This is a genomic window from Bradyrhizobium manausense, from assembly GCF_018129685.1.
GTDB lineage: Bacteria > Pseudomonadota > Alphaproteobacteria > Rhizobiales > Xanthobacteraceae > Bradyrhizobium > Bradyrhizobium manausense_D.
In genome coordinates, this window is record NZ_JAFCLG010000001.1 from 1,031,796 (window position 1) to 1,055,903 (window position 24,108).

The window sequence follows — 24,108 nt, forward strand, 5'->3', positions numbered from 1 at the left end:
GTCGTTTCCTCCGCTTGAGTGACGTTGTTAGTTGAACTTCAGCTCGTCCGCGCCGATCTCGGCCAGATACGGCGCCAGCATTTCCTGTGTCACATCCTCGATACGCGGCGGCGACCAGATCGGATTGCGGTCCTTGTCGATCACGGCGGCGCGCACGCCTTCGCGGAAATCGTCGCTGCGGAAGACCTCCAGCGCGGCGCGATATTCCCGCACCAGGCATTCTTCCAGGCTCGACGCGGTGCGCGCCAGCCGCAGCAGCTTCAGCGTCACCACCATGCCGCGCGGCGATTTTTCGTTGAGCGTCTTGAGGGTCGCCAGCGCAAACTCCGAGCCGTCGCGCTTGAGCGCAGCATAGATGTCTTCCATGCGGTCGAAGCCAAACAGTGCATCGATAACAGCTTCTTTGGCCGCGACCGGGCCTGCAGTCTCGCCAGTCGCAAAGCTATTGATGAGCTTGGTGACCTCGGCCGCGGTCACGCCCTGGCCAACCTTCGTCAGCGCCTCTCGTAGCACCGGCCATTTCGCCGCTGGTACAACGGCATCCGCGAACTTTGCATGGATCGCGTCAGGACCATTCATGGTCTGGCCGGTCAACCCGAAATAGGTGCCGATCTCTCCGGGCGATCGCGACAGCAGCCAGGTGCCGCCGACATCGGGGAAGAAGCCGAGGCCGACCTCGGGCATCGCCAGCCTGGTGCGATCGGTGACGACACGGTGGCTGGCGTGGCCTGACAGCCCGACGCCGCCGCCCATGACGAGGCCATCCATGAATGCGACATAGGGCTTCGGATATCTCGCGATCCGCGCGTTCATGACGTATTCCTGACGCCAGAACCGGGCGCCGAGATCGCCGCCTTCGCGCGAGCTTTCCCAGAGGCCGCGAATGTCGCCGCCAGCGCAGAGACCGCGCTCGCCGGCGCCTTCCAGAATGATCAAAGCGACCTCAGGATTCCTCGCGAAGCGGTCGAGGGCTGCGTCGATGCCTTCCGACATCTCCAGCGTCATGGCGTTGATCGCCTTGGGCCGATTGAGGCGGATAACGCCCGCCGCGCCCTCGCGGCGAACGATGAGATCGCCCTCCTCCACGGAGCTCATCGCACGCCCTCGATCAATTTGCGCGCCACGATGAGCCGCATGATTTCATTGGTGCCTTCGAGGATCTGGTGCACGCGCAGATCGCGCACGATCTTCTCGATGCCGTATTCGCTGAGGTAGCCATAGCCTCCGTGGAGCTGCAGGGCATGATTGGCGACCTCGAAGCCGACATCGGTCCCAAAACGCTTGGCCATCGCGCAGAGCATGGTGGCATCGGGATCCTTGCGGTCGAGCGCGGCAGCAGCTCGCCACAGGAAGGTGCGCGCAGCCTCGAGCTCGATCGCCATGTCGGCGAGCTTGAATTGCAGGGCCTGGAATTCGTCCAGACGTTTTCCAAAGGCCTTGCGCTCCTTCATGTAGGCGCGCGCCTTGTCGAGCGCCGTTTGGGCGCCACCAATAGAACACGCCGTGATGTTGAGGCGGCCGCCGTCCAGACCAGCCATCGCGATCTTGAAGCCGACGCCCTCCTCGCTCAACCGGTTCGCGACCGGCACGCGGGCGTTCTCGAACATCACGGCGCGGGTCGGCTGTGCGTTCCAGCCCATCTTGCGCTCGTTGGCGCCGAACGACACGCCCGGCGTGTTGCCGTCGATGACGAGCGTCGAGATGCCACCGGGACCGTCACCGCCGGTCCGCACCATCGTCACCAGCAGATCGGTGCCGCCTGCGCCGGAGATGAATTGCTTCTGGCCGTTCAGCACATAATGATCGCCGTCGCGCGCGGCGCGGGTGCGCAGAGCCGCAGCGTCGGAGCCGGCGCCCGGCTCGGTCAGGCAGTAGCTCGCGATCAGTTCCATCGAGCAGAGCTTTGGCAGCCACTGACGACGCTGGGTGTCGCTGCCGAAGGCATCGATCATCCAGCTCGCCATGTTGTGGATGGAGATGAAGGCCGAGGTGGTCGGGCAGCCCGTTGCCAGCGCCTCGAAGATCAGCGCCGCGTCGAACCGGCTCAATGCGGAGCCGCCGACATCCTCGCGGATGTAGATGCCGCCCATTCCGAGCGTTGCGGCCTCGCGCATCACGTCGACGGGAAAGTGCTTCTCCTCGTCCCAGCGCAGCGCGTGCGGCGCGATCTTTTCCGCCGCAAACGCCAGCGCCATGTCGCGAACCGCGACCTGATCCTCGTTCAGAGCGAACTGCATGCTGCCGCCTACCCTTTCACTCTATCGTCATTGCGAGCGCAGCGAAGCAATCCAGCATCCCTCCGTGGAGACAGTCCGGATTGCTTCGTCGCAAGAACTCCTCGCAATGACGACCGAGGCCGTCACTTCATCAGCGGGATCGAGAACTCCGCGCCTTCCTTGACGCCGGACGGCCAGCGCGAGGTCACCGTCTTGGTCTTGGTGTAGAAGCGGACCGAATCCGGGCCGTGCTGGTTGAGATCGCCGAAGCCCGACTTTTTCCAGCCGCCGAAGGTGTAATAGGCGATCGGCACCGGGATCGGCACGTTGATGCCGACCATGCCGACGTTGACCCTGGCCGCGAAGTCGCGCGCGGCATCGCCGTCGCGGGTGAAGATGGCAACGCCGTTGCCGTAATCATGCTCCGACGGCAGCGCCAGCGCCTCCTTGTAGTCGTGCGCGCGCACGACCGAGAGCACGGGGCCAAAGATCTCTTCCTTGTAGATCCGCATGTCCTTGGTGACGTTGTCGAACAGCGAACCACCGAGATAGAAGCCCTTCTCGTAGCCCTGCATCTTGAAGCCGCGACCGTCGACCGCCAGCGTGGCGCCTTCCTTGACGCCGATGTCGATATAGCTCTTGACCTTCTCGACCGCCTCGCGGGTCACCAGCGGACCGTAATCGGCCGACGGATCGATCGAGGTGCCGATCTTCAGGCTCTCGACGCGCGGGATCAGCTTTTCCATCAGGCGGTCGGCGGTGGATTTGCCGACGGGAACGGCAACGGAGACCGCCATGCAGCGCTCGCCGGCCGAGCCGTAGCCGGCGCCGATCAGCGCGTCGACGGCCTGGTCCATGTCGGCATCGGGCATGACGATGGCGTGGTTCTTGGCGCCGCCAAAGCACTGGCAGCGCTTGCCGGTCTGGGCGGCGCGCTCGTAGATGTACTGCGCGATCGGCGTGGAGCCGACGAAGCCGATGGCCTTGATATCAGGATCGTCCAGGATGGCGTCGACCGCTTCCTTGTCGCCGTTGACGACGTTGAGGATGCCGGCCGGCAGGCCCGCTTCCATCATGAGTTCGGCGAGCAGCATCGGCACGCCGGGGTCACGTTCCGACGGCTTCAGGATGAAGGCGTTGCCGCAAGCGATCGCGGGCGCGAACTTCCACATCGGGATCATCGCCGGGAAATTAAACGGCGTGATGCCGGCGACGACGCCGAGCGGCTGGCGCATGGAGTAGATGTCGATGCCGGGGCCGGCGCCCTCGGTGTACTCGCCCTTCATCAAATGCGGGATGCCGCAAGCGAACTCGGCGACCTCGAGGCCGCGCTGGATGTCGCCCTTGGCGTCGGGCACGGTCTTGCCGTGCTCGCGAGCAAGCAGTTCGGCGAGCTTGTCGTAGTCGCGCTGCACCAGCTCGACGAATTTCATCATGACGCGAGCGCGGCGCTGCGGGTTGGTCGCGGCCCATTCGGGCTGCGCCGCGCGGGCGTTCTCGACAGCGGCGCGGACTTCGGCCTTGGACGCCAGCGCGACCTTGGCCTGAACGTCACCGGTCATCGGCTCGAAGACGTCGGCGGTGCGGCCCGAGGTGCCCTTGACCTCCTTGCCACCGATGAAATGTCCGATTGAACGCATGGAATGATCTCCTTCAGGCCAGCCTGTTCGCTTTGACAAAAGCTATCGACCTGCATTTTATGGGATTCAAGTCTGAGATAATGCACCATAGATGTGCGAAAATGCTGGATCAAGGTCACATCGACTGGGACGACTTCCGTTTCGTGCTGGCCATCGTGCGGGGCGGCTCGGTGTCGGCCGCGGCGAAACAACTCGGGGTCGACCACGCCACGGTCATCCGACGCGTCGACCGGCTGGAAAAGCACCTCTCGGCGAAACTGTTCGACCGGCGCAAGACCGGCTACCTCCTCACCGAAGCTGGCCAGCGCGTCGCCGACAGCGCAGAAGCGATGGAATCGACCATCGTCGCCAACCAGGAGCAGGTTGGCGGCTCGGTGGCCCGGCTGACGGGCACGGTGCGGATCGGCGCGCCCGACGGATTCGGCACCGCTTTCCTGGCGCCGCGGCTGGCGCCCTTCGCTGACCGCTATCCCGACCTCGATCTGCAGCTTGTCGCGACCGCACGGCTGTTCAGTCTCTCCAAGCGCGAGGCCGACATCGCGATCAGCCTGACCATGCCGAAGGAAGGTCGCATCGTCGGCCGCAAGCTGCTGGACTACCGCCTCGGGCTTTATGCCTCGCCCGGTTATCTCGACCGCTTCCCGGCAATCTCCTCGCGCGAGGAACTGCCACAACACCGCTTCGTCGGCTACATCGAGGAGCTTTTGTTCACGCCGGAGCTCGATTACCTGCCGCAAGTCTCGCCGCGGATCTCCGCGCGCTTCCGCAGTGCCAACCTGATCGCCCAGCTCAACGCCACCCTCGCGGGCTTCGGCATCGCGGTGTTGCCGCATTTCATGGCGAGCGACTATCCGCAGCTCGTGGCCGTGCTGCCGGAGGAAGTTTCGATCACCAGGACGTTCTGGATGCTGATGCACGCCGACAGCAAGGATCTCGCGCGGATCAGGGCGGTGGCCGATTACATTGGCGAGATCGTGGAGCGCGAGCGGCCGTTGTTTGCGGGGCGGTAAAAGAGGGTCTCGTAGGGTGGGCAAAGCGAAGCGTGCCCACGCATTTTTCCAACGGAGAGATTGTGGGCACAGCGCTTACGCGCCTTTGCCCACCCTACGAAACCTCGCCTAGTTCTGCTTCTTCCTGGCCGGCACGGCCTTCACCGGCTCGCGCTTGGCGCCCTCCAGCGCACAGTCCTTGCCGGCCTTCAGCACCTCGTCCGACAATTCGCTGGAGCCGGCGATGCGGGCCAGCAGCATGGTACCGGCCATCGTCGCCAGCGTCGCGATCGCCTGCTTGCGCGCGGCCTTGCGCGGCAGATTTGGAATGAAATCGGTCATCATCTCGACCATCTCGTCGAGCTTGCCGGCAAAGGCCTTGCGCGTCTTCGGGCTCTCGCGGGCGATCTCGGCGCCAAGCGCGGGGATCGAGCAGCCATGGCCGGGATTGTCGCGATGCAGCGCCGAGAGATAGGTCTCGACGATCTGGGCAAGCTGCTTCTCCGGCGCGACCTGGTCCGACTGCTTGCGCCAATGCTCCATCGAACGGTCCATGGCGTAGGCAAAAGCCTCGATCACCAACGCCTCGCGGGAATCGAAATGCGCGTAGAAGCCACCATGGGTTAGGCCCGCCTCCTTCATGAGGTCGGCGACACCGATGCCGTGGGCCCCCTTTTCGCGCAGCCGCACGGACGCCTTCTTCACGATGCGGTCGTGGGTTTCCTGCTTGTGTTCCCGAGAATAGCGCATGCGGCTCTCATTGGATGTCGGAAGTCATCTCATAACACGGATATCGCCTGACCGGCGCATTAATTCCCGGTAAAGATGTTGCCGATCATGGAAAAGGTTGCAGTTGCATGGACTGCAAGTGCCCCCTTACCGTCGCGGACGAAGCCTTCGGTGTAGCTGGTCTGACGGCCCAGCTTGATCACCTTGCCTTCGGCCGAGATCAGTCCTGACCGGACCGAGAGGGGGCGCAGAAAGGTCATTTTCAGGTCCAGCGTCACCGAAGACTGCCCGGCCTCGAGCCGCGTCGAAATCGCGCAGCCCATGACCGTGTCGAGCAGCGCAGCGGCGGTCGCGCCGTGGAGTAGACCGATGGTGTTTTCCAGGTCCTCGCGCGGTTCCAGCTCCATCACGATCCGGCCCGGTTCGACCAATCCGACGGTGAAGCCGATCAGCTTGGCGAAAGGCGGCGGCGGCAGTCGACCGTCGCGGATACCCAGCATGGCGTCCATGCCAGACAGACCCATGGCCACTTTCGCAACCGGCGCCGGGACCTGCCAGTCCACAACGCGCTCGCGCCGCTGTGCGGGTGAAAACAGGTCGGGTTGAGCGTGGTCTGTCATGGGTCGCCTCTTGAGATGATATTCATCATACTATGCTGCGGACTTCATGCTGGCAACTCCGGCGGGTCCGCTTGACAAGCAGGCCGTTTCGGCCAGGAAGTGGTCCTGACGGACGCACCTTGCGCCTGTCCACCAGACTTTCGAGACGCTGCGATGGAAATGCTCAACAATCACTGCGGCGTGACACGCGATGCGCGCGGCGTCGTTCATGTCGCGATCTGCAATGCCGGCTCGCTCAACATCCTCGGTTCAGCCGTGACGGACGCGGTCCGCGATGGCCTGCAGCAGCTCTCGTCCGACCGCAGCATCCGTGTCCTTGTGCTGCGCGGCCAGAGTGAGAAGAGCATGATCGGCGGCGCCGACATCAAGGAGATGGCCAGGCTCGACCAAAAGTCCGCCGAGGCCTTCATCAGCCGCCTGCGCGATCTCTGCGAGGCCGTGCGCCAATTCCCCGCCCCCGTCATCGCACGCATGCCCGGCTGGTGCCTCGGCGGCGGGCTCGAGGTCGCGGCCGCCTGCGATTTCCGGATCGCCGCGCATGATGCACATTTCGGCATGCCGGAGGTGCGCGTCGGCATCCCCTCGGTGATTCATGCTGCACTGCTGCCGCGCCTGATCGGCTGGGCCCGCGCGCGCTGGCTGGTGATGACGGCCGAGAACGTCGACGCGGCCACGGCGCTCGCTTGGGGCCTGGTCGACAAGGTCGCACCGGAGGGCGGACTGGATGCCGAGATCGAGCATCTCGTCAGCGCGCTGCTCGAATGTGGCCCCGAGGCGCTGCGCTCGCAGAAGGCGCTGCTGCGGCAATGGGAGGAACTCCCGCTGACCGAGTCGGTGAACCTCAGCGTCAAGGTATTCGGCGAATCGTTCCTCACGGACGAGCCCACGCGGCTGATGCAGGCTTTCGTGAACAGGAAGCGGTAGGCTGCCCTCCTCCGCTCGAACGACCAAATCTCATCCGGACCACGACAATTTCTCATGCCGGGTGCGGTTGCATTTTTTGCGCCGCATCATATGATGGACGTAATCTCATCCGTCATTGCTGGGAGTTTGTCATGGCCGAAGCCGCCGATCCCGTCGTCATCGTCTCCGCCGCCCGCACCCCGCTCGGCCGCTTCATGGGCGAACTGTCGCCGCTCCCGGCACACAGGCTCGGATCCCATGTGATCAACGCCGCACTTGAACGTGCCGGGCTCGCGCCCGAGAAGGTCGACGAGGTCTTCATGGGTTGCGTGCTGCCGGCCGGCCAGGGCCAGGCACCGGCGCGCCAGGCTGCGCGTGCCGCAGGCCTGCCCGATGCGACCGGCGCGACAACGGTGAACAAGGTCTGCGGTTCCGGCATGAAGGCGACCATGCTGGCGCACGACATTATCCGCGCCGGCTCGGCCGAGATCGTCGTCTCCGGCGGCATGGAGAGCATGACCAATGCACCATATCTGCTGCAAAAGGCGCGCGGCGGCTATCGCGCCGGCCATGACCGCATCATCGACCACATGATGATGGATGGCCTCGAGGATGCCTACGAGACCGGCCGCTCCATGGGCGATTTCGGCGAAGCAACTGCGGAAGCCTATCAGTTCACCCGCAAGGACCAGGACGCCTACGCGATGGAGACCCTGAGCCGCGCGCGCAAGGCGGTCGAGGGCGGCGCATTCAAGGCCGAGATCGCGCCGATCACGCTGACCGACAAAGCCGGCCCACGCATCGTCGCCAATGACGAGCATCCCCTGAAGGTCGACCCCGCCAAGATTCCCGGACTAAAGCCCGCTTTCCGCGCCAACGGGACGATCACGCCGGCGGCCTCGTCCGCCAATGCCGACGGCGCTGCCGCGCTGGTGCTGACCAGGCGCTCGCTCGCCGATCGTAACGGCCTTCCGGCAATCGCCGAGATCAAGGGCCACGCCACGCACAGCCAGGAGCCGCAATGGTTCACCACGGCGCCGATCCCGGCGATCCGCAAGCTGCTCGACAAGGTCGGCTGGAGTGCAGGTGATGTCGACCTGTTCGAGATCAACGAAGCCTTCGCCGTGGTGGCGATGGCCGCCCAGCGCGATCTCGGCATTCCGCGCGAGAAGCTGAACATCAATGGCGGCGCCTGCGCACTCGGTCATCCCATCGGCGCCACCGGCGCGCGGCTGATCGTGACGCTGCTGCATGCGCTCGAGGCCAACGATCTCAAGCGCGGCGTCGCAGCGCTCTGCATCGGCGGCGGCGAGGCCACGGCGATCGCCGTGGAACGTCTCGCGCAATAGGCCTCGAATGACCTGAATTGAGGGAAGTCTGTCATTTCAGACTTCCCGCTTTCGTGTCAGACTGCAACGATGACGCGGGTCTTCCGGAGCCCGCCAAACTGGAATGATGGGCCATGATCTCGAATCCGCTCGCGGCCGCGCTCGGCCGCCGCAACATCCACTACGGCTGGGTGATGGTCGGCGTGACCTTCTTCGCCGCGCTGATCAGCGCGGGTACCGTCGGCGCGCCCGGCGTGTTCATCGTTCCGCTTCAAAAGGAGTTCGGATGGAGCACGGCGGAGATTTCCTCCGCGCTGTCGATCCGCTTCATCCTGTTCGGGCTGATGGCGCCGTTCGCGGCCGCGCTTCTCAACCGCTACGGCCTGCGCAATGTCACGCTGACCGCGCAGCTCGTCGTCGTCTCGGCGCTCGTGCTCTCGCTCGGCATGACTGAGGTCTGGCAGCTCGTGGCGTTGTGGGGCGTGGTGATCGGTATCGGCACCGGCATGACCGCGTTGGTGCTCGGCGCGACCATCGCGACCCGCTGGTTCGCGGCGCGCCGCGGCCTCGTCATCGGCATCATGACCGCGAGCGTCGCCACCGGCCAGCTCGTGTTCCTGCCGCTGCTGGCGAGCCTCACCGAACGCTACGGCTGGCGCTTGGCGCTCGGCTTCGTCTGCATCATGCTCGGCGTTTCCGCGATGGCCGTCCTGCTCGTCATGCGGGACCGACCGAGCGATGTCGGCTTGCGTCCGTTCGGCGACGACGGCAGCGAGCCCCTGCCCGCGCCGCCCGTGAACCACGGCTCGATCACATCCGTCGCGCTCGGCACGCTGCGCGATGCCTCGAAGTCGCGTGCGTTCTGGATCCTGTTTGCGACCTTCTTCGTCTGCGGCGCCTCGACCAACGGCCTCGTGCAGGTGCACCTGATCCCGATGTGCCTCGACTTCGGCATCCCGCAGGTGCAGGCCGCCAGCCTCCTGGCGGCCATGGGGATCTTCGACTTCTTCGGCACCATCATGTCGGGATGGCTGTCGGACCGCTATGACAACCGCCATCTGCTGTTCTGGTACTACGGCCTGCGCGGGCTCTCGCTGATCTTCCTGCCCTTCAGCGATTTCTCGTTCTATGGCCTGTCGATCTTCGCGATGTTCTACGGCCTCGACTGGATCGCAACCGTGCCGCCGACGGTGCGGCTGACGGCGCAGAAATTCGGACCCGAGCGCGCCAATCTGGTGTTCGGCTGGATCTTCGCCGGCCACCAGCTCGGCGCCGGCACCGCCGCGTTCGGTGCGGGCCTGTCGCGGACGCTGCTGCAGAGCTATCTGCCCGCCTTCTTCGTCGCCGGCGCGCTCTGCGTGTTCGCCTCGCTGATCGTGCTCACCCTGTCGCGGCAGCCGAAGCCGCAAGGAAAGCCCGCGATGGCCTGACGCGCCAACAGGTGCCGGGCCGGCCGAGGCCGGCCCAGGAACCGACCTACTCCGCGGCGAGCCCGGTCGCAGCGGCTGCTTCCTTGACGTAATCGTGCACGATGCGGCCGAACGGCAGCGTGAGGTCAGCGATGTAGTGATGTGCGCCGATGCAGCGGCGGACCGGAAAATCCGCCACCGGCGCGTTGACGTGCGGCACCAGGTGCAGCCGGCCGGGCCCAATCCACGAGCCCTTCGGCACGATGTCGATCAGGTTGATCGCGACGAGCTGGCAGACTTCGAGATGGCCGTCGACGCCGGGAATCATCTTCAGATTCACTTGCGTCTTCGACAGCGTGGCGCGGGTGAGATCGCCGTTGCCGGCCATGCTCTCGTGCTTGTAGCCCATCGTGCCCATGGCCACGAGCTGGCCGGCATATTCCAACGTGCCCGTCAGCGTGTCCTTGACGATCTCGAGCTTGGGATGGGCGTATTTCTTCGGAAAGCCCCAGATCTCGCGGCCCGCCGCGATCGGCGGATCATCGTCGAGATACATTTGCGAGACGAAGTTGACCTCCTCGCCGTGCAGCCGCGCGGGGATGACGAGCCCTGACTCGGTGTAGCTGCCGAAGCCCGAGGAGTCCGGCATCTTGATCCATTCGTAATGCACGATCGGCTGCTCGATCGGCTCGAGCGGTTCAGGCAGGCCGGCGCGGATCAGATCCGGATCGGTCTCGTAGGTGATGACGAGGAATTCGCGGTTGACGAAGCGGTACGGTCCGGCCGGATAGCTCGGCCCGGCGGCCGGCATGGACGGAAGCCTCAATACGTCTTCCCTGCGCATCCAAATCTCCCGTGTGATGTCCGTGATGCCCGACAATTTCCGATTCATGCGATAGCTAGCCGCCGTCATTGACTGCGATGTGACCGATTTCCGTCGGACGCACGACCCGCCCCCCCTTAGTCGAGTTGCATGCAAAGGATGCACCAGCCGGCCTTGTCATCATGCCGTCACCACCGGCCGCAATCGTCCGGTGAAGGCAGGAGGCATCATCATGGACGCTCGCACGTCGCAACCGACACACCAGACCCAGCAGCCTCCCGCGCGGGGCTGGCGGCCGGAGCGCTGCGACCGTGTCGCGCTGGTGCTGCAGGGCGGCGGCGCGCTCGGCGCCTACCAGGCCGGCGTCTACCAGGCGCTGCACGAGGCCGGCATCGAGCCCGACTGGCTCACCGGCGTCTCGATCGGCGCGATCAACTCCGCCATCATCGCCGGCAACAAGCCGGAGAAGCGGCTCGATGCGCTGCGCGTATTCTGGGAGCGCATCACCAACCGCAAGATCTGGCACTACACGCCCGATGGCGACATCTTCCGTCAGTGGCGCAACTTCACCAGCGCGTGGATGACCTCCGCGATGGGCCAGCCGGGCTTCTTCACACCGCACCCGGTCAATCCCTGGCTGAGCCCGGTCGGCGCCCGGACCGCGACGAGCTACTACGACACGGCTGCGCTCAAGGCGACCCTGCTCGAACTGGTCGACTTTGACCTGATCAACGAGAAGAAGGTCCGCTTCGCGGTCGGCGCGGTAAACGTGCTCTCGGGCAACTTCATCTATTTCGACAACGCCCGTGACGAGATCGAGCCGGAGCACATCATGGCCTCCGGCGCGCTGCCGCCGGCGCTGCCGATGGTGCGGATCGGCACCGATCATTTCTGGGACGGCGGCATCGTCTCCAACACGCCGCTGCAGCATCTGCTCGACCAGGAGGACGCGCTCAATTCATTGGTGTTCCAGGTCGACCTGTTCAGCGCCCGTGGCGTGCTGCCGCGCTCGATACAGGACGTGATGGCCCGCCACAAGGACATCATGTATTCCTCGCGCACCCGCCACAACACCGACGTCTACCGCCGCACCCATAACCTCAAGGTGCTGCTCTACAAGGCGCTGGCCAAGATCCCGGACGAGCAGCTCTCCGACGAGGATCGCCAGCTCAAGGCGAGCCTGTGCAACATGCCTGAAATCGCGATCCTGCATCTGATCTACCAGCAGAAGGCCTATGAGGGCGACGCCAAGGACCACGAATTCTCGGGCACCTCGATGCGCGAGCACTGGACCTCCGGCTACGAAGACACCAAACGCACCCTCAAGCGCCGCGACTGGATCAAGATGCCGGAGGAAGGCATGGGCCTCGTCGTGCACGACGTGCACCGGGAGACGGAGAGCGCGTAAGGATCGCGCTCTCGCCAGGACGCGAAAACAACCCCATGCACAGTAGAACAGTCATGGCGGATCAATGACTTACGTTTTTTCCGAAAAACAGTTTGACCTGTCGGGCAAAACAGGGGTATTATAGCATAATCGCCGCTTCCCAAGTCGCTCAGTCTGTCGCACACGCCAGCACCTGCCCGCGCAGCCAGGCGTGGGCGGGATCAGCGTCGAACCGCGCGTGCCATGTCGCAAACAGCGTGAAACGGCCGGCGTCGAACGGCAGAGGGAACGAGACCAGCCGATCGGCATAGCGGCTGAGAAAGCGGGCCGGCAGCGTGCAGACCAGGTCCGTCGTTTCCAGGATCAGCGGCACCAGGCTGTAATGCTGCACGGAGGCGACGACCTTCCGCCGATATCCCTGGGTCTGCAGAATGTCGTCGACGAAGCTGCGAAACCCGCCGCCCTCGCCCGACACGACGACATGATCAAGACCGGCATATTCGCGCAGCGTCGGCTTCCTGTCGCCGCGCGGATGGCGCTTGCGCTGGGCCATCATGAACTTTTCCTGGAGCAGCGGCTGATGCGGAAGACCCTTGGGGAGCCCGGCCTGCGACACCAACGCGATGTCGATGTCGCCGGCCTCGAGCTGGCCCACGAGCATGCCAGGATCGGCTGCGCGCAGCGCCAACCGCATCGCGGGGGAATTGCCGCTGCGCAGCCGCTGAATCAGCCGCGTTCCGATGATGGCGCCGGCATTGTCATTGGCGCCGAGCGAGAATGTCCGCTCCGACGTCGCCGCATCGAACACCGGCGGCGCGCTGACCACGGCCTGAAGCTGCTGCAACGCTTGACGGAGCGGCTCGCGCAGCGCAGCGCCGCGCGGCGTCAGCACCATGCCCTTGCCCGACGAGGCCGGCGTCAGCAGGGGATCGCCAAACACGTCGCGCAACCTCGCCAATTGCGCCGACAACGCCGGCTGGCTGATGCCGAGGCGCACCGCGGCCCTCGTGATGTTGCGCTCGTCCAGCATGACGCGGAGCGAGGCGAGCAACGGTAGATCATGGCCGTTGATATCCACCTTGTTTATACCTCCTATCCCAACTATCAATTTCAATGATTGCACAAGCGCTGGCACATGGGCAATCGCATTGACGCCTCGTCCGGAGAGCAGTTCATGGACACGATCCATCGTATCGGCGCGACCACGATCACGCGCGTGACCGAACAGCGCGGCCCCGGCTTCGCACCCGCGATGCTGTTTCCGGATTGGGATCCTCGCGTGCTCGATCAACATCGGGCCCTGCTGATCCCCACCTGCTTCGACGAGGCGCAGAACCGCTTCATCGCCAGCGTTCATACCTGGGTGCTGAAGACACCACGCCACGTCATGCTGATCGACGGCTGCGGCGGCAACCACAAGAGCAGGCCTTCCCTGCCGCGATTTCACCAGCAGAACCTGCCCTTCCTGGCGCGGCTCGCCGAGGCCGGCGTCACACCGGACCAGGTCGATTTCGTCTGCTGCACGCATCTTCACGCCGACCATTGCGGCTGGAACACGGAGCTGCGCGACGGACGCTGGATACCGACCTTCCCCAATGCCAGATATGTTTTCTCCAGGGCCGAGCACGATCACTGGACCGGCCCGGCCGGACAGAGCGGCTTCAATGCCGGCGTCTTCGCCGACAGCGTCCTGCCCGTGATCGAGGCCGGACAAGCCGAGATCATCGACGGCGACGGCCTGCTCGCGAACGGTCTCGCCGTGCACGCGACTCCGGGGCATAGTCCGGGCCATGTCGTGTTCGAACTCGTCGATCGCGGTGAGAAAGGCTTGTTCAGCGGAGACGTCATGCATCAGCCGCTCCAGGTGTTCCAGCCAGACTGGAACAGCGCCTTCTGCGACGATCCGGCGAAGTCGCGCGCATCACGCCGCTGGCTGCTGACACGCGCTGCAGAAGACGGGGCGAAAGTGTTCACCGCGCATTTCGCGGCAAGCTCGGCCGGCTTCGTGACGCGCAATGGCGATGGTTTTGACTGGCGTTTCGCCTGACGGGAGATTTGAGATGCTGCAGCCACAGGCGGACATCACCTGCGAAGAATTCATGATCCCGAGCGATACCGACGGCATCGCCCTGTTCGTCCGCAACAAGCGGCCTTCGGGCCTTGCGACGTTCTCGCCGGAGCGGACGCTCCTGTTCGTCGCCGGATCGACTTATCCGGCCTCGACGTCGTTCGACCTGCCGCTCGACGGCATTTCGTGGATGGATCATCTGGCGCTGCGTGGCTTCGACGTCTATCTCGTCGATGTCAGGGGCTATGGCCGCTCGACCAAGCCCATCGAGATGGCGGCACCGCCGCTCGACCACCCGCCGATCGTACGCACGCCCGTCGCGGTCGCCGATGTCGGCGCTGCCGTCACCTTCATCCGCAAGCGGCGCGGGCTCGACCGGATCAACCTGATCGGCTGGTCCTGGGGCACCACGATCGTGGCGCGTTACACGTCGGACAATCCTGATCATGTCGCCAGGCTGATCCTGATCGCGCCGCAATGGCTGCGCACAACCCCGAGCGCCGCCGATGCCGGCGGCCCGCTCGGCGCCTACCGCATCGTCGATCGGGCGGCAGCGAAGGCACGCTGGCTCAATGGCGTGCCCGGGGACAAGCGGACAGCTATCCTCCCGGACGCATGGTTCGAGGCCTGGGCCGAAGCTACGTTTGCCCCATCAGAACTCGGCCCGGATCGGCTGCGCGCGCCAAACGGCACCGTGCAGGACAGCCGCGACTTCTGGGCAGCGGGAAAGCCGGTCTACGACCCCGCCGATATCACCGCGCCGGTGCTGATCGTTCACGGCGACCTCGATCGCGATTGCCCGACCGACATGGCACAAGCCGTGTTCGGAAAGCTGTCGTCCGCCCCGACCCGAAGCTGGGTCGAAATCCGTGACGCCACCCACTCCCCGTTCCTGGAGACCGGCCGGTGGCAGGTGTTCGACGCTGTCGACGGGTTTCTTGCGGCCGGTGCCGCCCGCAGTCGCGCGGCCCCTGGCGTGGATCGGTGATGTGGTCCGGATCTAGCAAGTCTTCTGTTGCAGGTGCTGAATGCAGGTGCAGGTCGTCGTTGCCGGATATTTCACGTCGTAATACGGAAAGCTCGAATTGGCCGGGCCGTTCGTCGAGCAGCGCGGGAACAGGTAGTAGCTGTCGGACAGCGTCACGGTCCCGCTGATCGTGTAACCGAGGTTCGGCGTATAGGCGTAGGAGACCTCGCTGAGGATCAGAGAGATGTTGGCGTTGCTGGAGCTCGAGCCGGCGGTGTAGGACGACAAGGTCATCGTCTGTCCCACCGGCCGCGCGCCCGTCGAGCTCGTCGACTTGCTCCATTGAACCGTCGCCTTGCCGCTGCTGTCGGTGGAGACCTCGGAGACGGTGATCGTGATCAGGGAGTTGCCGTTGGTATCGGTGACGGGATAAGGGGCCATGATCGCCGACGATGCCTGCAGAATGCCGTCCATCTGGGACGAGGTCACCTGCGTGTTCTGCGAGATCATGTCGGCGACACTGTGGGCCGTCGCCGTCACCTTGACGTTCGTGGCCAGCCCGTTGCCGAGCTCGACGCCGCCGACATAGAGCACCAGCATGAACGGAACGATAATGGCGAATTCGGTCGCCGCTACGCCGCGGTCATCGGTCCACAGGCGCCGTGCGCGAAACGACAGGCCGGCAATCATCAGCTAGCTCCTGGCTCGTTCTGGAACGCGGCGGACGACATGATCAGCCGGTTGCCGTTCGAAAGATTGGAGAGGTTGAAACCCAGCGGCCCGAGCATGACCGGCCAGACATACATCACCCGGAGCACGACGATGTCGCCGGCATTGCCGGGGTTGAATTGCCAGGTGTTGGTGATGTTGCCGTTGCTGTCGAAGGTCAAGGTGGGCATCGCCGTATTCGTCGACGACCACGCGTTGGCGACCTGCATGTCGATCATCACGCCGCTACAGCTGAACAGGATCACGATCTGGTTGCAGACCGCCTGCTTGAACGTGGACGCCGTCATCTGCTGTGACTGCACCTGTCCGGTCATGACCAGGCGCGCCGACTGACGCACCACGGATTCGAGCAACTCCTGGGCGAAGAAAACGAGAAAGGTCTGGATGAGCGCAATGAGGAGAGCGAGAAACGGCGCGCCGACGAGTGCGAACTCGACGGCCGTGGCGCCCTTGTCGTCCCGGGCGAAGGCGGCACGGCGATTGCGGCGTCTTGTCCTCGATGCGGCGCTCAGTCCGAACATGGGCTTTCCTTACTGAACGAGGCTGGCCGTGCTGGACGCGACCTTGATGAAGAGGTTCGTCAGCGCCGTGGAAATGTCGCCACCGTTCTGCACGTCGGCGAACAGGCCGGGCGAAGCGCAGGATTGCAGCCGCTGCGCGATCGTGCCGGTGGAGGACGAAGGATTGTTGAATTGCGAGATGCGGCTCTGATACCAGGAATCCGACAATTGCAGATACTCGGTGTAGAGGATCGCGATGCGAATGCCGCGGTTCTTGATGGTCGTGCAGACCGTCGTGTCGAGCGGTTGCTGACAGCGCAGATACGTGCTGTTCGCCGACGGAAGCGCATAGGTGGCATTGGGGTCACAGCTGCCTCCCGCCTTCGGGATGAGCTTGTCGTCGACGCCGTCCGTGACGAGGAAGATGACCTCCTGCGGCGTGTCGCCCTGCTGATTGGTGCCGGTGCCCGGCGCAGGCATCAGGTTGTTGATGCTCGTCAGCCCGCCCGAGATATCCGTGCCGAAGTCGGTGGTATAGGTACAAGCACCTTTGCTATCGACGACCGGGCAATTCTGGTGGTCGACCGTCAGCAGCGAAATATTGGAGATCTTCGTGCCGGCGGTGCTCGGGGTCGTCAACGTCTGGATCGTGTTCAGATTGTAGTCGAAGGTGTAGATCGCCGCCTTGTAGGTCGTATTGTTGATCGCCGACATGCACTGCATGACGCCGCCCGACGTACCTGACTGCGGGCATGTCCACGGGCCGACGAGCAATTGCGTGACGGCATTCTGTACGAGATCGATTCGCAGCGTGATGTTGTTGGCACGCGCGACCGTCAGATTGTCCTTGTTCGAAGAGCTCGGAGCCTTGTTGTTGGGATTTGCCTCATGGCAGGCGAAGGCGCAATTCGCCGCATAGGAGGGCTGGTTCTTCGTCGCCGCGATCATGTTGTTGATGTCGGTCTGCGTCGCGGCGAGCGCCATCGACGGAGAATCGTCCAGCAACATGTAGAAATTCATGTTGGGCGCGCTGGAAGCCTTCGCAGTCGCCGAGCCGGAAATCTGCCAGGTGCCCTTGCCGAGCACGCCGGGGAAATTGTTGATCGACTGCGCGGTGTACGCAACGGTGATGGTCCGCGAGAGCCCGGAGTCGGTGACATTGATCGTGGGTGTCGGGACCGTCGAAAGACCGGGAAGGTTCGCCTTGGCCGCGAATACCGCCGCCGCGGTCGCCTGGACGACGCTGTCGTCCGATTGCGTCAGCATCGCCGGCCTGACCGCCGCGATGGCCGCTGCGTCGGCGGCCGCGTTCAACTGCTCCTGCTTTCGCAGAGCCAGCGTGTAGTCGAGCGCCATGCCCAGCAGGAAGATGATGGGGACCAGCATGAGCGCGAAGATGATGGCGACGTTGGCCTTCCGATCTCTCGCGAAACGATGCACTATGCGGCGGAGCATGAACCTTGATCCTGAATACCGTCGCTGCGGTAAGACACGTCCCTGGATTGGTGCGGACGAACGTGATGGGCCGACTTCGTCGCCGGTCACTTTCGCCCGTCAGCGGACGGAACTATGGATTTGCGCTCCTTACTCAAAACTTGCGGAAATTCTTAAACACGGTGCGGATTGGGTGCTGCTGTGTCAGATTGAGACCGCATCGTTAATGGCGACTAAATGCGACCGCCGAGCTTCCGGCATGGCTGGTACGGGAAAACTGACGTCGGCGTTCGCCGAGCGCACGCTCGGCATCAAGATGCCAGCGCCGCGCTAGCGGGAGGCCGTTCGGGCCGCGTCCTCGCCGAGCTGCTGGCCTTGCGCGAGCCTCTGCCTGATCATCACCATGACGGAACTCACCTCGCTCATGGCTCTGGAGTGCGCCTCGTCCCCGCCCAGATGCGTGAGGTCGAACACCTGAATCTTCTGCTGCGCCAGCGTGCTTCTATACGGCTCTTCCTGCGGATTGATGTCGCCGAGGCGCGTTGTCCCTCCGGCAAGCGACTTCGATACTTTGAGAGCAACATCGTCCTGGGACAGGAACAGTCCTATGCGCGGACGCATGGACCCGGCAGGCCCGACCAGGCTGATGAACTCGTCAAACCCGATGTCGGGCGCGACAAGCGCGACATTCTTCAGCTTCGATGCCGTTCGGCCGCGTGGAGCCGTGCTCCGCAGTGCGTCCAGCGTCACCAGGCAGCCCATGGAATGGCAGACGAACGTGATCTCCTTGATGGCGGGATTGGCGTTCACGGTCTCGACGAGCTCGGCCAGCGCCGCGCCCGATTGTCCTGCGACCTTGCGGTCGTGGTCGTAGGAACCGAGGTTTCCCGCGCCCTGTGATGGCCATGAAAACAGGACGGGAATGACGGGAAGCCGGCCGTCGTGAACAAACTGCGCATAGCGATACACCGCATCGTCGAAACGGTTGTTGAAGCCATGAACGAACACCATCGCCTTGTTCAGACGCCTGGACTTTGCCGCGCTGGTGACGGCAGCATTGAATTCGGCGCGATCGAGGTAGCCCGCCGATGCCGTGACAAACTCCTTGCGCGGATCGCCGGGGGGCGACAGCGGCCACTGGATTTCACCAACCGTCCGCGACCCATCCGGCGGAATGGACACCGTCACCTGGGCATAACCCATCTCGCGCGACGGCTCGCGGCTGAACATCTCGCCGGGATCGTTGCTCGATCGTGCGCGCGTCGTTCCAATGAGGATCGGAACTTGGGTGGTCGCTTCGACGGCCTCGCTGCTCGGGACGAGCACGCCTTGCAGGGGGCGCATCGTGCAGGAAACGCAAGCCGGAATCGTCAGCGCGGTAACAACAATTTTCAGAAACGCAACGATCAGGCCCCGCGGTGGCATCCAGCTCTCCTCCCGGCGTACGCCTTGCGGTCCGCAACGGTCTTTGTCGGCGCTTCTTGCGGGCCTCGGTCTCGGTCGGGCCGCGGGTGCATTCAGCAGCAAAACGGGCCGTGTGCAATTCCTGTTGATACAGATCAATGATCCGGACCGGGCGACCGACCTCTGTCGTATCAGGGCAATCGCATATAGATTTCGCGAGGACCGCGGGCTTGCTCCGCCTCTCCCGCTTGCGGGCAGGGGCAATCGCAGATGACCTTTCCAAGATTTAAGCAGGCCGTTCCCTGACGTCGTGGCCGGGCCTGTCCCGGCCATCCACGACCTTTCCCGCAGCACGAAGAACGTGGATGCCCGGGACAAGCCCGGGCATGACGAGTTTGCGGCCCGAGCGTCTCCAACCAACGCAATCCGCCATGCGATTGCCCTGCGTATCAGGGCTATGGCGTTTCCTGGTTCTGTGCGATCGCGACCTCCGACATCCAGAACCCCGGCGCTGCCAACAGAATAGACTTCACGGCCCAAACGTGGACAATGGTCCCCAAGCGCTTCGCGCGCAGTGCACACCAAGATGCGCCAGAGGAAACACGATGCCGACCGCCTTCCCGTCGCCCATCCCCACCATTCCGACCGCTCCCCTGACTGCCGAGCTCCGCGACGCGTTACGCGCGATCGTGGGCGAGAAAGGCTTCATCGAGGACGAGCACGGCAAGCAGCCGTTCGTCACGGACTGGCGCGGCGTGCTGTCCGGCAGCGCCGGCGCCGTCGTACGGCCCGGCAGCACCGAGGAGGTCGCCAAGGTGGTCCGGCTTTGCAATGCGCACGGCGTCGCGATCGTGCCCCAGGGCGGCAACACCGGACTGATGGGTGGTGCCACGCCCTGGCCGGCGCATACCGGCATCGTGCTGTCGCTCGGCCGGATGAACCGCGTGCTCGACATCGATCCCGTCGGTTATACGATGACGGTCGAGGCCGGCTGCGTGCTGCAGACCCTGCAGGAGACGGCGGCTGCTCAAGACCGGTTCCTTCCGCTCAGCCTCGGTGCCCAGGGCTCCTGCATGATCGGCGGCAATCTGTCGACCAACGCCGGCGGCGTCCAGGTGCTGCGCTACGGCAATGCGCGCAACCTGGTGATGGGGCTCGAGGTGGTGCTGCCCAATGGCGATGTCTGGGACGGATTGCGCGCGCTGAAGAAGGACAACACGGGCTACGACCTCAAGCACCTTTTCATGGGCGCCGAAGGGACATTGGGCATCATCACCAAGGCCGTGCTCAAGCTGTGGCCGGCGCCCAAGGACGTCAGCACGGCGTGGCTGGCGGTGCGCGATCCCCGCGCAGCGCTGGAGATTCTGTCCGAGGCGCATGCGGCCTCCGAGGACAATGTCGGCTCCTGCGAACTGTTGAGCCGCGCGGCCGTCGACCTCGTGATGCGCCACATTCCCGGCGTCCAGGATCCGCTCAAGGCGGATACGCCGTGGTACCTGCTGCTTGAATGGTCGTCCTCACGCCCACGGCAGCATGGCGCCGATGGCATGTCCGAAAAGCTGGAGGCGTTTCTCGAAGGCCAGCTCGAGGCCGGCCGCGTGCTGGATGCCACCATCGCACAAACCGTCAGTCAATCGCGCAACATGTGGCGCATCCGGGAGGCCATGGCCGAGGCCTCGCGCGCCGAGGGCCCCGGCATCAGCTACGACATCTCGGTGGCGATCTCCAAAATCCCCGACTTCATCGACAAGGGGCTCAAGGCTTCGCTCGAGATTCTCCCGAGCATTCGCCCCTATCCGCTGGGGCACATCGGCGACGGCAATCTGCACTTCTCGTTCATGGGGCCCATCGGCATGGATCAGCAGACGCTGAACCAATACGCCGCCGCCATCACGCGGGCCGTGAACGATCTCGTCACCTCCATGGGCGGCTCGATCTCGGCCGAGCACGGCATCGGCATCGAAAAGCTCGACGAGCTCAGCCACTACCGCTCCAAGACCGAGCTCGACATCATGCGCACCATCAAGCGCGCGCTCGACCCGCAGAACATCATGAATCCGGGCAAGGTGCTGCGGGTGTGACTCGTCACCACGAGCGCGGCCCGCAACGACGAGGAGAGATCACGGCCTGATCGAGAAATTCTCCGCCGGCCCTGCCTTCCGCAGTGGCTCTGCCAGCCTGGCGAACTCGCACAGCAGCGACCTTGTCTTCCTGGGATCGATGATCTCCTCGACCCAGAATTTTTCGGCCGAGCGGAACGGCGAGCGCAGCTTGTTCAGCCGCTCCTCGATCTCCTTCAGCTTGGCCGCCTTGTCCTCGGCCGCGTCGATATCGGCGCGGTAGGCGGCCTCGATGCCGCCTTCGAGCGGCAGCGAGCCCCAATAGGCCGAGGGCCAGGCGTAGCGGATCGAGAAGCGGTCGGCGGGCTGATGCACGACGCCCGCAACACCGAAGGCGTTACGCAGGATCACCGTGCACCAGGGCACGGTGGTCTGGTTCACCGCCGCCATGGCGCGGACGCCGTGACGAATGGTCGCCGCCTTCTCGGCGTCGAGGCCGATCATGAATCCGGGGCAGTCCATGAGATAGACGATCGGCAGGTGGAAGGTCTCGGCGAAATCCACCCAGCGCACCACCTTCTGACAGGCATCCGCCGTCCAGGAGCCGCCATAGTGGAAGCTGTCGCTGGCGAGGACCATCACGGCCCTGCCCTCGAGCCGCGCCAGACCGACGATGACAGGCTTGCCGAAATTGCCGGCGACCTCGAAGAACGAGCCCTTGTCGACGACCGATTCAATGATCGGCCTGACCTTGTAGACCTGCTTGCGGTTGCGCGGCACCGCCTTCATCAGCGCTTCATCCGTACGCTCCGGATTGTCGATGCACGGCAGGGTCGGCGGCAGGTCGTAGACCGACGACGGCAGATAGGAGAGGAAACGCCGCGCGCAGGCAAAGGCCTCCTCCTCGGTGTCGACAGCATGATCGACCGCACCGGCCTTGGTCTGGATGTCGGCGCCGCCGAGCTCTTCCTTCGAGAGGTCCTGGCCAAGCGCCTTGACCACCGGCGGGCCCGCGACGAACATCGCGGACTTCCGCGTCATGATCGAATAGTGGCTCGCAGCAAGACGCGCGGCCCCCAGGCCCGCGACCGAACCGAGGCCAAGCGCGACGACAGGCACGCGCGACAGATTCTCGGTGGTGAAGCGGTACCAGCGCGTGCCCCCGATGCCGCCCGGCAGGTTCGCCGCACCCTTGGTCTCGATGGTCTTGACCGAGCCGCCGCCGCCGGAGCCCTCGATAATGCGGACGATGGGCAGACGGAAGTCGTGCGCCATCTCCTCCGCCATCAGGGGCTTGGCCGAGATCGACGCATCCGCCGAGCCGCCACGCACGGTGAAATCGTCACCGACCACGACGACCGTGCGGCCGTCGATACGCGCACGGCCGAACACGCAGTTCGCCGGCGTCAGGTTTTTCAGCTCGCCCGTGGGATCGTACTCACCGATGCCGGAGACGGCACCGATCTCGTGGAAGCTGTTCTTGTCGATCAGTTTGTCGATGCGTTCCCGAACAGTCAGCCGGCCCTGGTCATGCTGTCGCTTGACCTTGTCAACGCCGCCCATCTCCCGCGCGAAGGCTTCGCGCCGGGCGAGCTCGTCGAGTTCCGGCTTCCAGTTCATTCACTCCCTCCGAACTGATCGGCTTGTTGTTGTTGTGCACTGATATCGCGACCGGTTTGCGCGAGATGCGCGCGTTGAAGACGTCGCCTTCGGCGCCCTCCATCAGGCTGCCGAGCGAACGGCCGAGCGCAACCATCAGCGGCGCGACTTCGGCATGCAGACGCTGCTCGTCATACATCGCCGAGAGCAGCCCGATCGTGACGACCACGAAGGTCTGGTACTGCGGCGACCAGATCGGCACGGCGAGGCCATTGATGTGCGGGCTCCACAAACCGCAAGCCGTGACATAGCCGCGCTCGCGCAGCGACTGCCTGTTGGCCTCGATGCGGGGCTTCAGGATCTTGGCAGCCTCGGGAGCCTCGCGCTCCATCTCGGCGATATAGGCATCGCCAATTTCCGGAGACAGCGCAGCCGTGTAGGCCGCGCCCGCGGCGGTCGACGCCATCGAGATGCGGCTGCCGGTGCCCTCGTGCAGGCCGAGCGCGGCGGCCGAGCGCGCGAACTGCAGATAGACGAGATGGAAGCGATCGGGCACGACGAAGCCGACGGTGCCCGGAAGCCGCTCGGCGACTTCCTGCAGCCGCTGGCGGATCATGCTGCGCAGCTGCGCGCCCTTCATCATCGAGACGCTCATCGCCACCGCGCTCGGGCCGATGCGATATTTCTGGTCGCGCGGCAGATAGACGAGCTGGCCCATGCGCGTCAGCGTGTGCGTGAGCCGCGACACGGTGGAGCGCGGCAAGCCGCAGCGATTTGAAATCTCGAGATTGCCGAGCCTCGCCTCGTGGCCCTCGAAGCATCGCAACACGTCGAACGCGCGCGACACCACCTGGATCACATCACCTTCGCCGGCATCGCCAGCGAGTGCACCTTGCCTGCTTAAACGCTCCGAACGTCGTCCCATGTTCCCTACCGTTTGTTCCGCTGTGCGGAATTAAATTCCACTTTGTGAACGACGCTACCTCAGGCGTTTTGCCATCACAACAAAAAGGCGATGGCATGCCAGAAATTAAGATCGCACCGACGTCGCGAGCCGCATCCGCGCAACTCCCGCGCAAGTTGGAGAAACCGTCGCCGATGGTGACGACGTTGTGGTCGTCGAAGCCATGAAGATGGAGATACCAGTGCCCTCGCCCGCATCGGGTACGCTCAAATCACTGCTCGTGACGATCGACGACCTCGTCGCCGAAGGCCAGTCGATCGCGATGGTCGCAAGCCGAGCGCGCAGCCTGCGGCTTTCCATCCGCGACTTATCTGAAACACACAACACGACAATCCCGCG

At 64.4% G+C, this 24,108-nt stretch carries 22 protein-coding genes and 1 pseudogene; 10 read left to right on the forward strand and 13 right to left on the reverse strand.

What is annotated here, in order from left to right:
* Positions 1–27: 27 nt before the first annotated feature.
* The 3 genes from JQ621_RS05115 to JQ621_RS05125 form a co-directional block, all read right to left on the reverse strand.
* Positions 28–1,095 (reverse strand): enoyl-CoA hydratase/isomerase family protein, encoded by a 1,068-nt coding sequence (locus JQ621_RS05115; RefSeq protein WP_212233298.1) that lies wholly within the window; start codon positions 1,093–1,095, stop codon positions 28–30.
* Positions 1,092–2,237: an acyl-CoA dehydrogenase family protein gene (locus JQ621_RS05120; RefSeq protein ID WP_212233299.1), complete on the reverse strand. Its 1,146-nt coding sequence runs from the start codon at positions 2,235–2,237 to the stop codon at positions 1,092–1,094. Before JQ621_RS05120 ends, JQ621_RS05115 begins: the two co-directional genes overlap by 4 nt.
* A 122-nt stretch (positions 2,238–2,359) precedes the next feature.
* Complete coding sequence (locus JQ621_RS05125; RefSeq protein ID WP_212233300.1) at positions 2,360–3,856, reverse strand: CoA-acylating methylmalonate-semialdehyde dehydrogenase; 1,497 nt, start codon at positions 3,854–3,856, stop codon at positions 2,360–2,362.
* A gap of 101 nt (positions 3,857–3,957) precedes the next feature.
* Here JQ621_RS05125 and JQ621_RS05130 point away from each other — a divergent pair, with 101 nt between their 5' ends.
* Positions 3,958–4,866 (forward strand): LysR family transcriptional regulator, encoded by a 909-nt coding sequence (locus tag JQ621_RS05130; RefSeq protein WP_212233807.1) that lies wholly within the window; start codon positions 3,958–3,960, stop codon positions 4,864–4,866.
* Positions 4,867–4,974: 108 nt separating this feature from the next.
* On the opposite strand, the gene JQ621_RS05135 is transcribed toward JQ621_RS05130, so the two are convergent.
* Together JQ621_RS05135 and JQ621_RS05140 are read right to left on the reverse strand one after the other, a co-directional pair.
* Entirely contained in the window at positions 4,975–5,595 is a 621-nt protein-coding gene (locus tag JQ621_RS05135) for a TetR/AcrR family transcriptional regulator (RefSeq protein WP_212233301.1), read from the reverse strand.
* Between the two features lie 59 nt (positions 5,596–5,654).
* Positions 5,655–6,194, reverse strand: a complete 540-nt coding sequence (locus tag JQ621_RS05140; protein ID WP_212233302.1) for a PaaI family thioesterase — start codon at positions 6,192–6,194, stop codon at positions 5,655–5,657.
* Positions 6,195–6,347: 153 nt separating this feature from the next.
* Here JQ621_RS05140 and JQ621_RS05145 point away from each other — a divergent pair, with 153 nt between their 5' ends.
* The 3 genes from JQ621_RS05145 (at position 6,348) to JQ621_RS05155 (ending at position 9,855) form a co-directional block, all read left to right on the forward strand.
* Positions 6,348–7,118 (forward strand): enoyl-CoA hydratase, encoded by a 771-nt coding sequence (locus tag JQ621_RS05145; protein WP_212233303.1) that lies wholly within the window; start codon positions 6,348–6,350, stop codon positions 7,116–7,118.
* 131 nt (positions 7,119–7,249) lie between these two features.
* The gene (locus tag JQ621_RS05150) at positions 7,250–8,446 is read left to right on the forward strand and encodes an acetyl-CoA C-acyltransferase (protein WP_212233304.1); all 1,197 of its coding nucleotides are present in this window, start codon (positions 7,250–7,252) and stop codon (positions 8,444–8,446) included.
* Between the two features lie 113 nt (positions 8,447–8,559).
* Positions 8,560–9,855 (forward strand): MFS transporter, encoded by a 1,296-nt coding sequence (locus tag JQ621_RS05155; RefSeq protein ID WP_212233305.1) that lies wholly within the window; start codon positions 8,560–8,562, stop codon positions 9,853–9,855.
* A gap of 46 nt (positions 9,856–9,901) precedes the next feature.
* On the opposite strand, the gene JQ621_RS05160 is transcribed toward JQ621_RS05155, so the two are convergent.
* Positions 9,902–10,678 carry an acetoacetate decarboxylase gene (locus tag JQ621_RS05160; protein ID WP_212233306.1) on the reverse strand — a complete coding sequence of 259 codons (777 nt, stop codon included), beginning with the start codon at positions 10,676–10,678 and terminating at the stop codon, positions 9,902–9,904.
* A 211-nt stretch (positions 10,679–10,889) separates the two neighbouring features.
* Here JQ621_RS05160 and JQ621_RS05165 point away from each other — a divergent pair, with 211 nt between their 5' ends.
* Complete coding sequence (locus JQ621_RS05165) at positions 10,890–12,065, forward strand: patatin-like phospholipase family protein (protein WP_212233307.1); 1,176 nt, start codon at positions 10,890–10,892, stop codon at positions 12,063–12,065.
* A gap of 148 nt (positions 12,066–12,213) precedes the next feature.
* Here the strand turns inward: JQ621_RS05165 and JQ621_RS05170 are convergent, their stop codons facing one another.
* Positions 12,214–13,122 carry a LysR family transcriptional regulator gene (locus JQ621_RS05170; RefSeq protein WP_212233308.1) on the reverse strand — a complete coding sequence of 303 codons (909 nt, stop codon included), beginning with the start codon at positions 13,120–13,122 and terminating at the stop codon, positions 12,214–12,216.
* 96 nt (positions 13,123–13,218) lie between these two features.
* Here JQ621_RS05170 and JQ621_RS05175 point away from each other — a divergent pair, with 96 nt between their 5' ends.
* Both JQ621_RS05175 and JQ621_RS05180 read left to right on the forward strand, forming a co-directional pair.
* On the forward strand, positions 13,219–14,091 hold the full coding sequence (locus tag JQ621_RS05175) for an MBL fold metallo-hydrolase (RefSeq protein ID WP_212233309.1): 873 nt from the start codon (positions 13,219–13,221) through the stop codon (positions 14,089–14,091).
* 13 nt (positions 14,092–14,104) lie between these two features.
* Entirely contained in the window at positions 14,105–15,100 is a 996-nt protein-coding gene (locus JQ621_RS05180) for an alpha/beta hydrolase (protein ID WP_212233310.1), read from the forward strand.
* Between the two features lie 12 nt (positions 15,101–15,112).
* On the opposite strand, the gene JQ621_RS05185 is transcribed toward JQ621_RS05180, so the two are convergent.
* Genes JQ621_RS05185 through JQ621_RS05195 form a run of 3 tightly spaced genes read right to left on the reverse strand, consistent with a single transcriptional unit; the run spans position 15,113 to position 17,763 of the window.
* On the reverse strand, positions 15,113–15,769 hold the full coding sequence (locus JQ621_RS05185; RefSeq protein ID WP_212233311.1) for a TadE/TadG family type IV pilus assembly protein: 657 nt from the start codon (positions 15,767–15,769) through the stop codon (positions 15,113–15,115).
* Entirely contained in the window at positions 15,769–16,329 is a 561-nt protein-coding gene (locus JQ621_RS05190) for a TadE/TadG family type IV pilus assembly protein (RefSeq protein ID WP_212233312.1), read from the reverse strand. Before JQ621_RS05190 ends, JQ621_RS05185 begins: the two co-directional genes overlap by 1 nt.
* 9 nt (positions 16,330–16,338) lie before the next feature.
* Positions 16,339–17,763, reverse strand: coding sequence for a TadE/TadG family type IV pilus assembly protein (locus tag JQ621_RS05195; protein WP_212233313.1), 1,425 nt, complete (start codon positions 17,761–17,763; stop codon positions 16,339–16,341).
* Between JQ621_RS05195 and JQ621_RS05200 the strand changes: the two genes are divergently transcribed.
* Positions 17,762–18,076 carry a hypothetical protein gene (locus tag JQ621_RS05200; RefSeq protein WP_212233314.1) on the forward strand — a complete coding sequence of 105 codons (315 nt, stop codon included), beginning with the start codon at positions 17,762–17,764 and terminating at the stop codon, positions 18,074–18,076. The two genes, JQ621_RS05195 and JQ621_RS05200, sit on opposite strands and share 2 nt — an antisense overlap.
* On the opposite strand, the gene JQ621_RS05205 is transcribed toward JQ621_RS05200, so the two are convergent.
* The gene (locus JQ621_RS05205; protein ID WP_212233315.1) at positions 18,073–19,167 is read right to left on the reverse strand and encodes an alpha/beta hydrolase; all 1,095 of its coding nucleotides are present in this window, start codon (positions 19,165–19,167) and stop codon (positions 18,073–18,075) included. The genes JQ621_RS05200 and JQ621_RS05205 overlap by 4 nt on opposite strands.
* A gap of 584 nt (positions 19,168–19,751) precedes the next feature.
* Here JQ621_RS05205 and JQ621_RS05210 point away from each other — a divergent pair.
* A complete protein-coding gene (locus JQ621_RS05210) occupies positions 19,752–21,227 on the forward strand; it encodes an FAD-binding oxidoreductase (protein ID WP_212233316.1) in 1,476 nt (491 codons plus the stop codon).
* 39 nt (positions 21,228–21,266) lie between these two features.
* Here the strand turns inward: JQ621_RS05210 and JQ621_RS05215 are convergent, their stop codons facing one another.
* Complete coding sequence (locus tag JQ621_RS05215) at positions 21,267–22,826, reverse strand: acyl-CoA carboxylase subunit beta (protein WP_212233317.1); 1,560 nt, start codon at positions 22,824–22,826, stop codon at positions 21,267–21,269.
* Entirely contained in the window at positions 22,756–23,730 is a 975-nt protein-coding gene (locus JQ621_RS05220; RefSeq protein ID WP_212233318.1) for an IclR family transcriptional regulator, read from the reverse strand. Before JQ621_RS05220 ends, JQ621_RS05215 begins: the two co-directional genes overlap by 71 nt.
* Positions 23,731–23,825: 95 nt before the next feature.
* Here JQ621_RS05220 and JQ621_RS35325 point away from each other — a divergent pair.
* Positions 23,826–24,043, forward strand: a pseudogene (locus JQ621_RS35325) (biotin/lipoyl-containing protein); the annotation flags it as partial.
* Positions 24,044–24,108 lie beyond the last annotated feature (65 nt).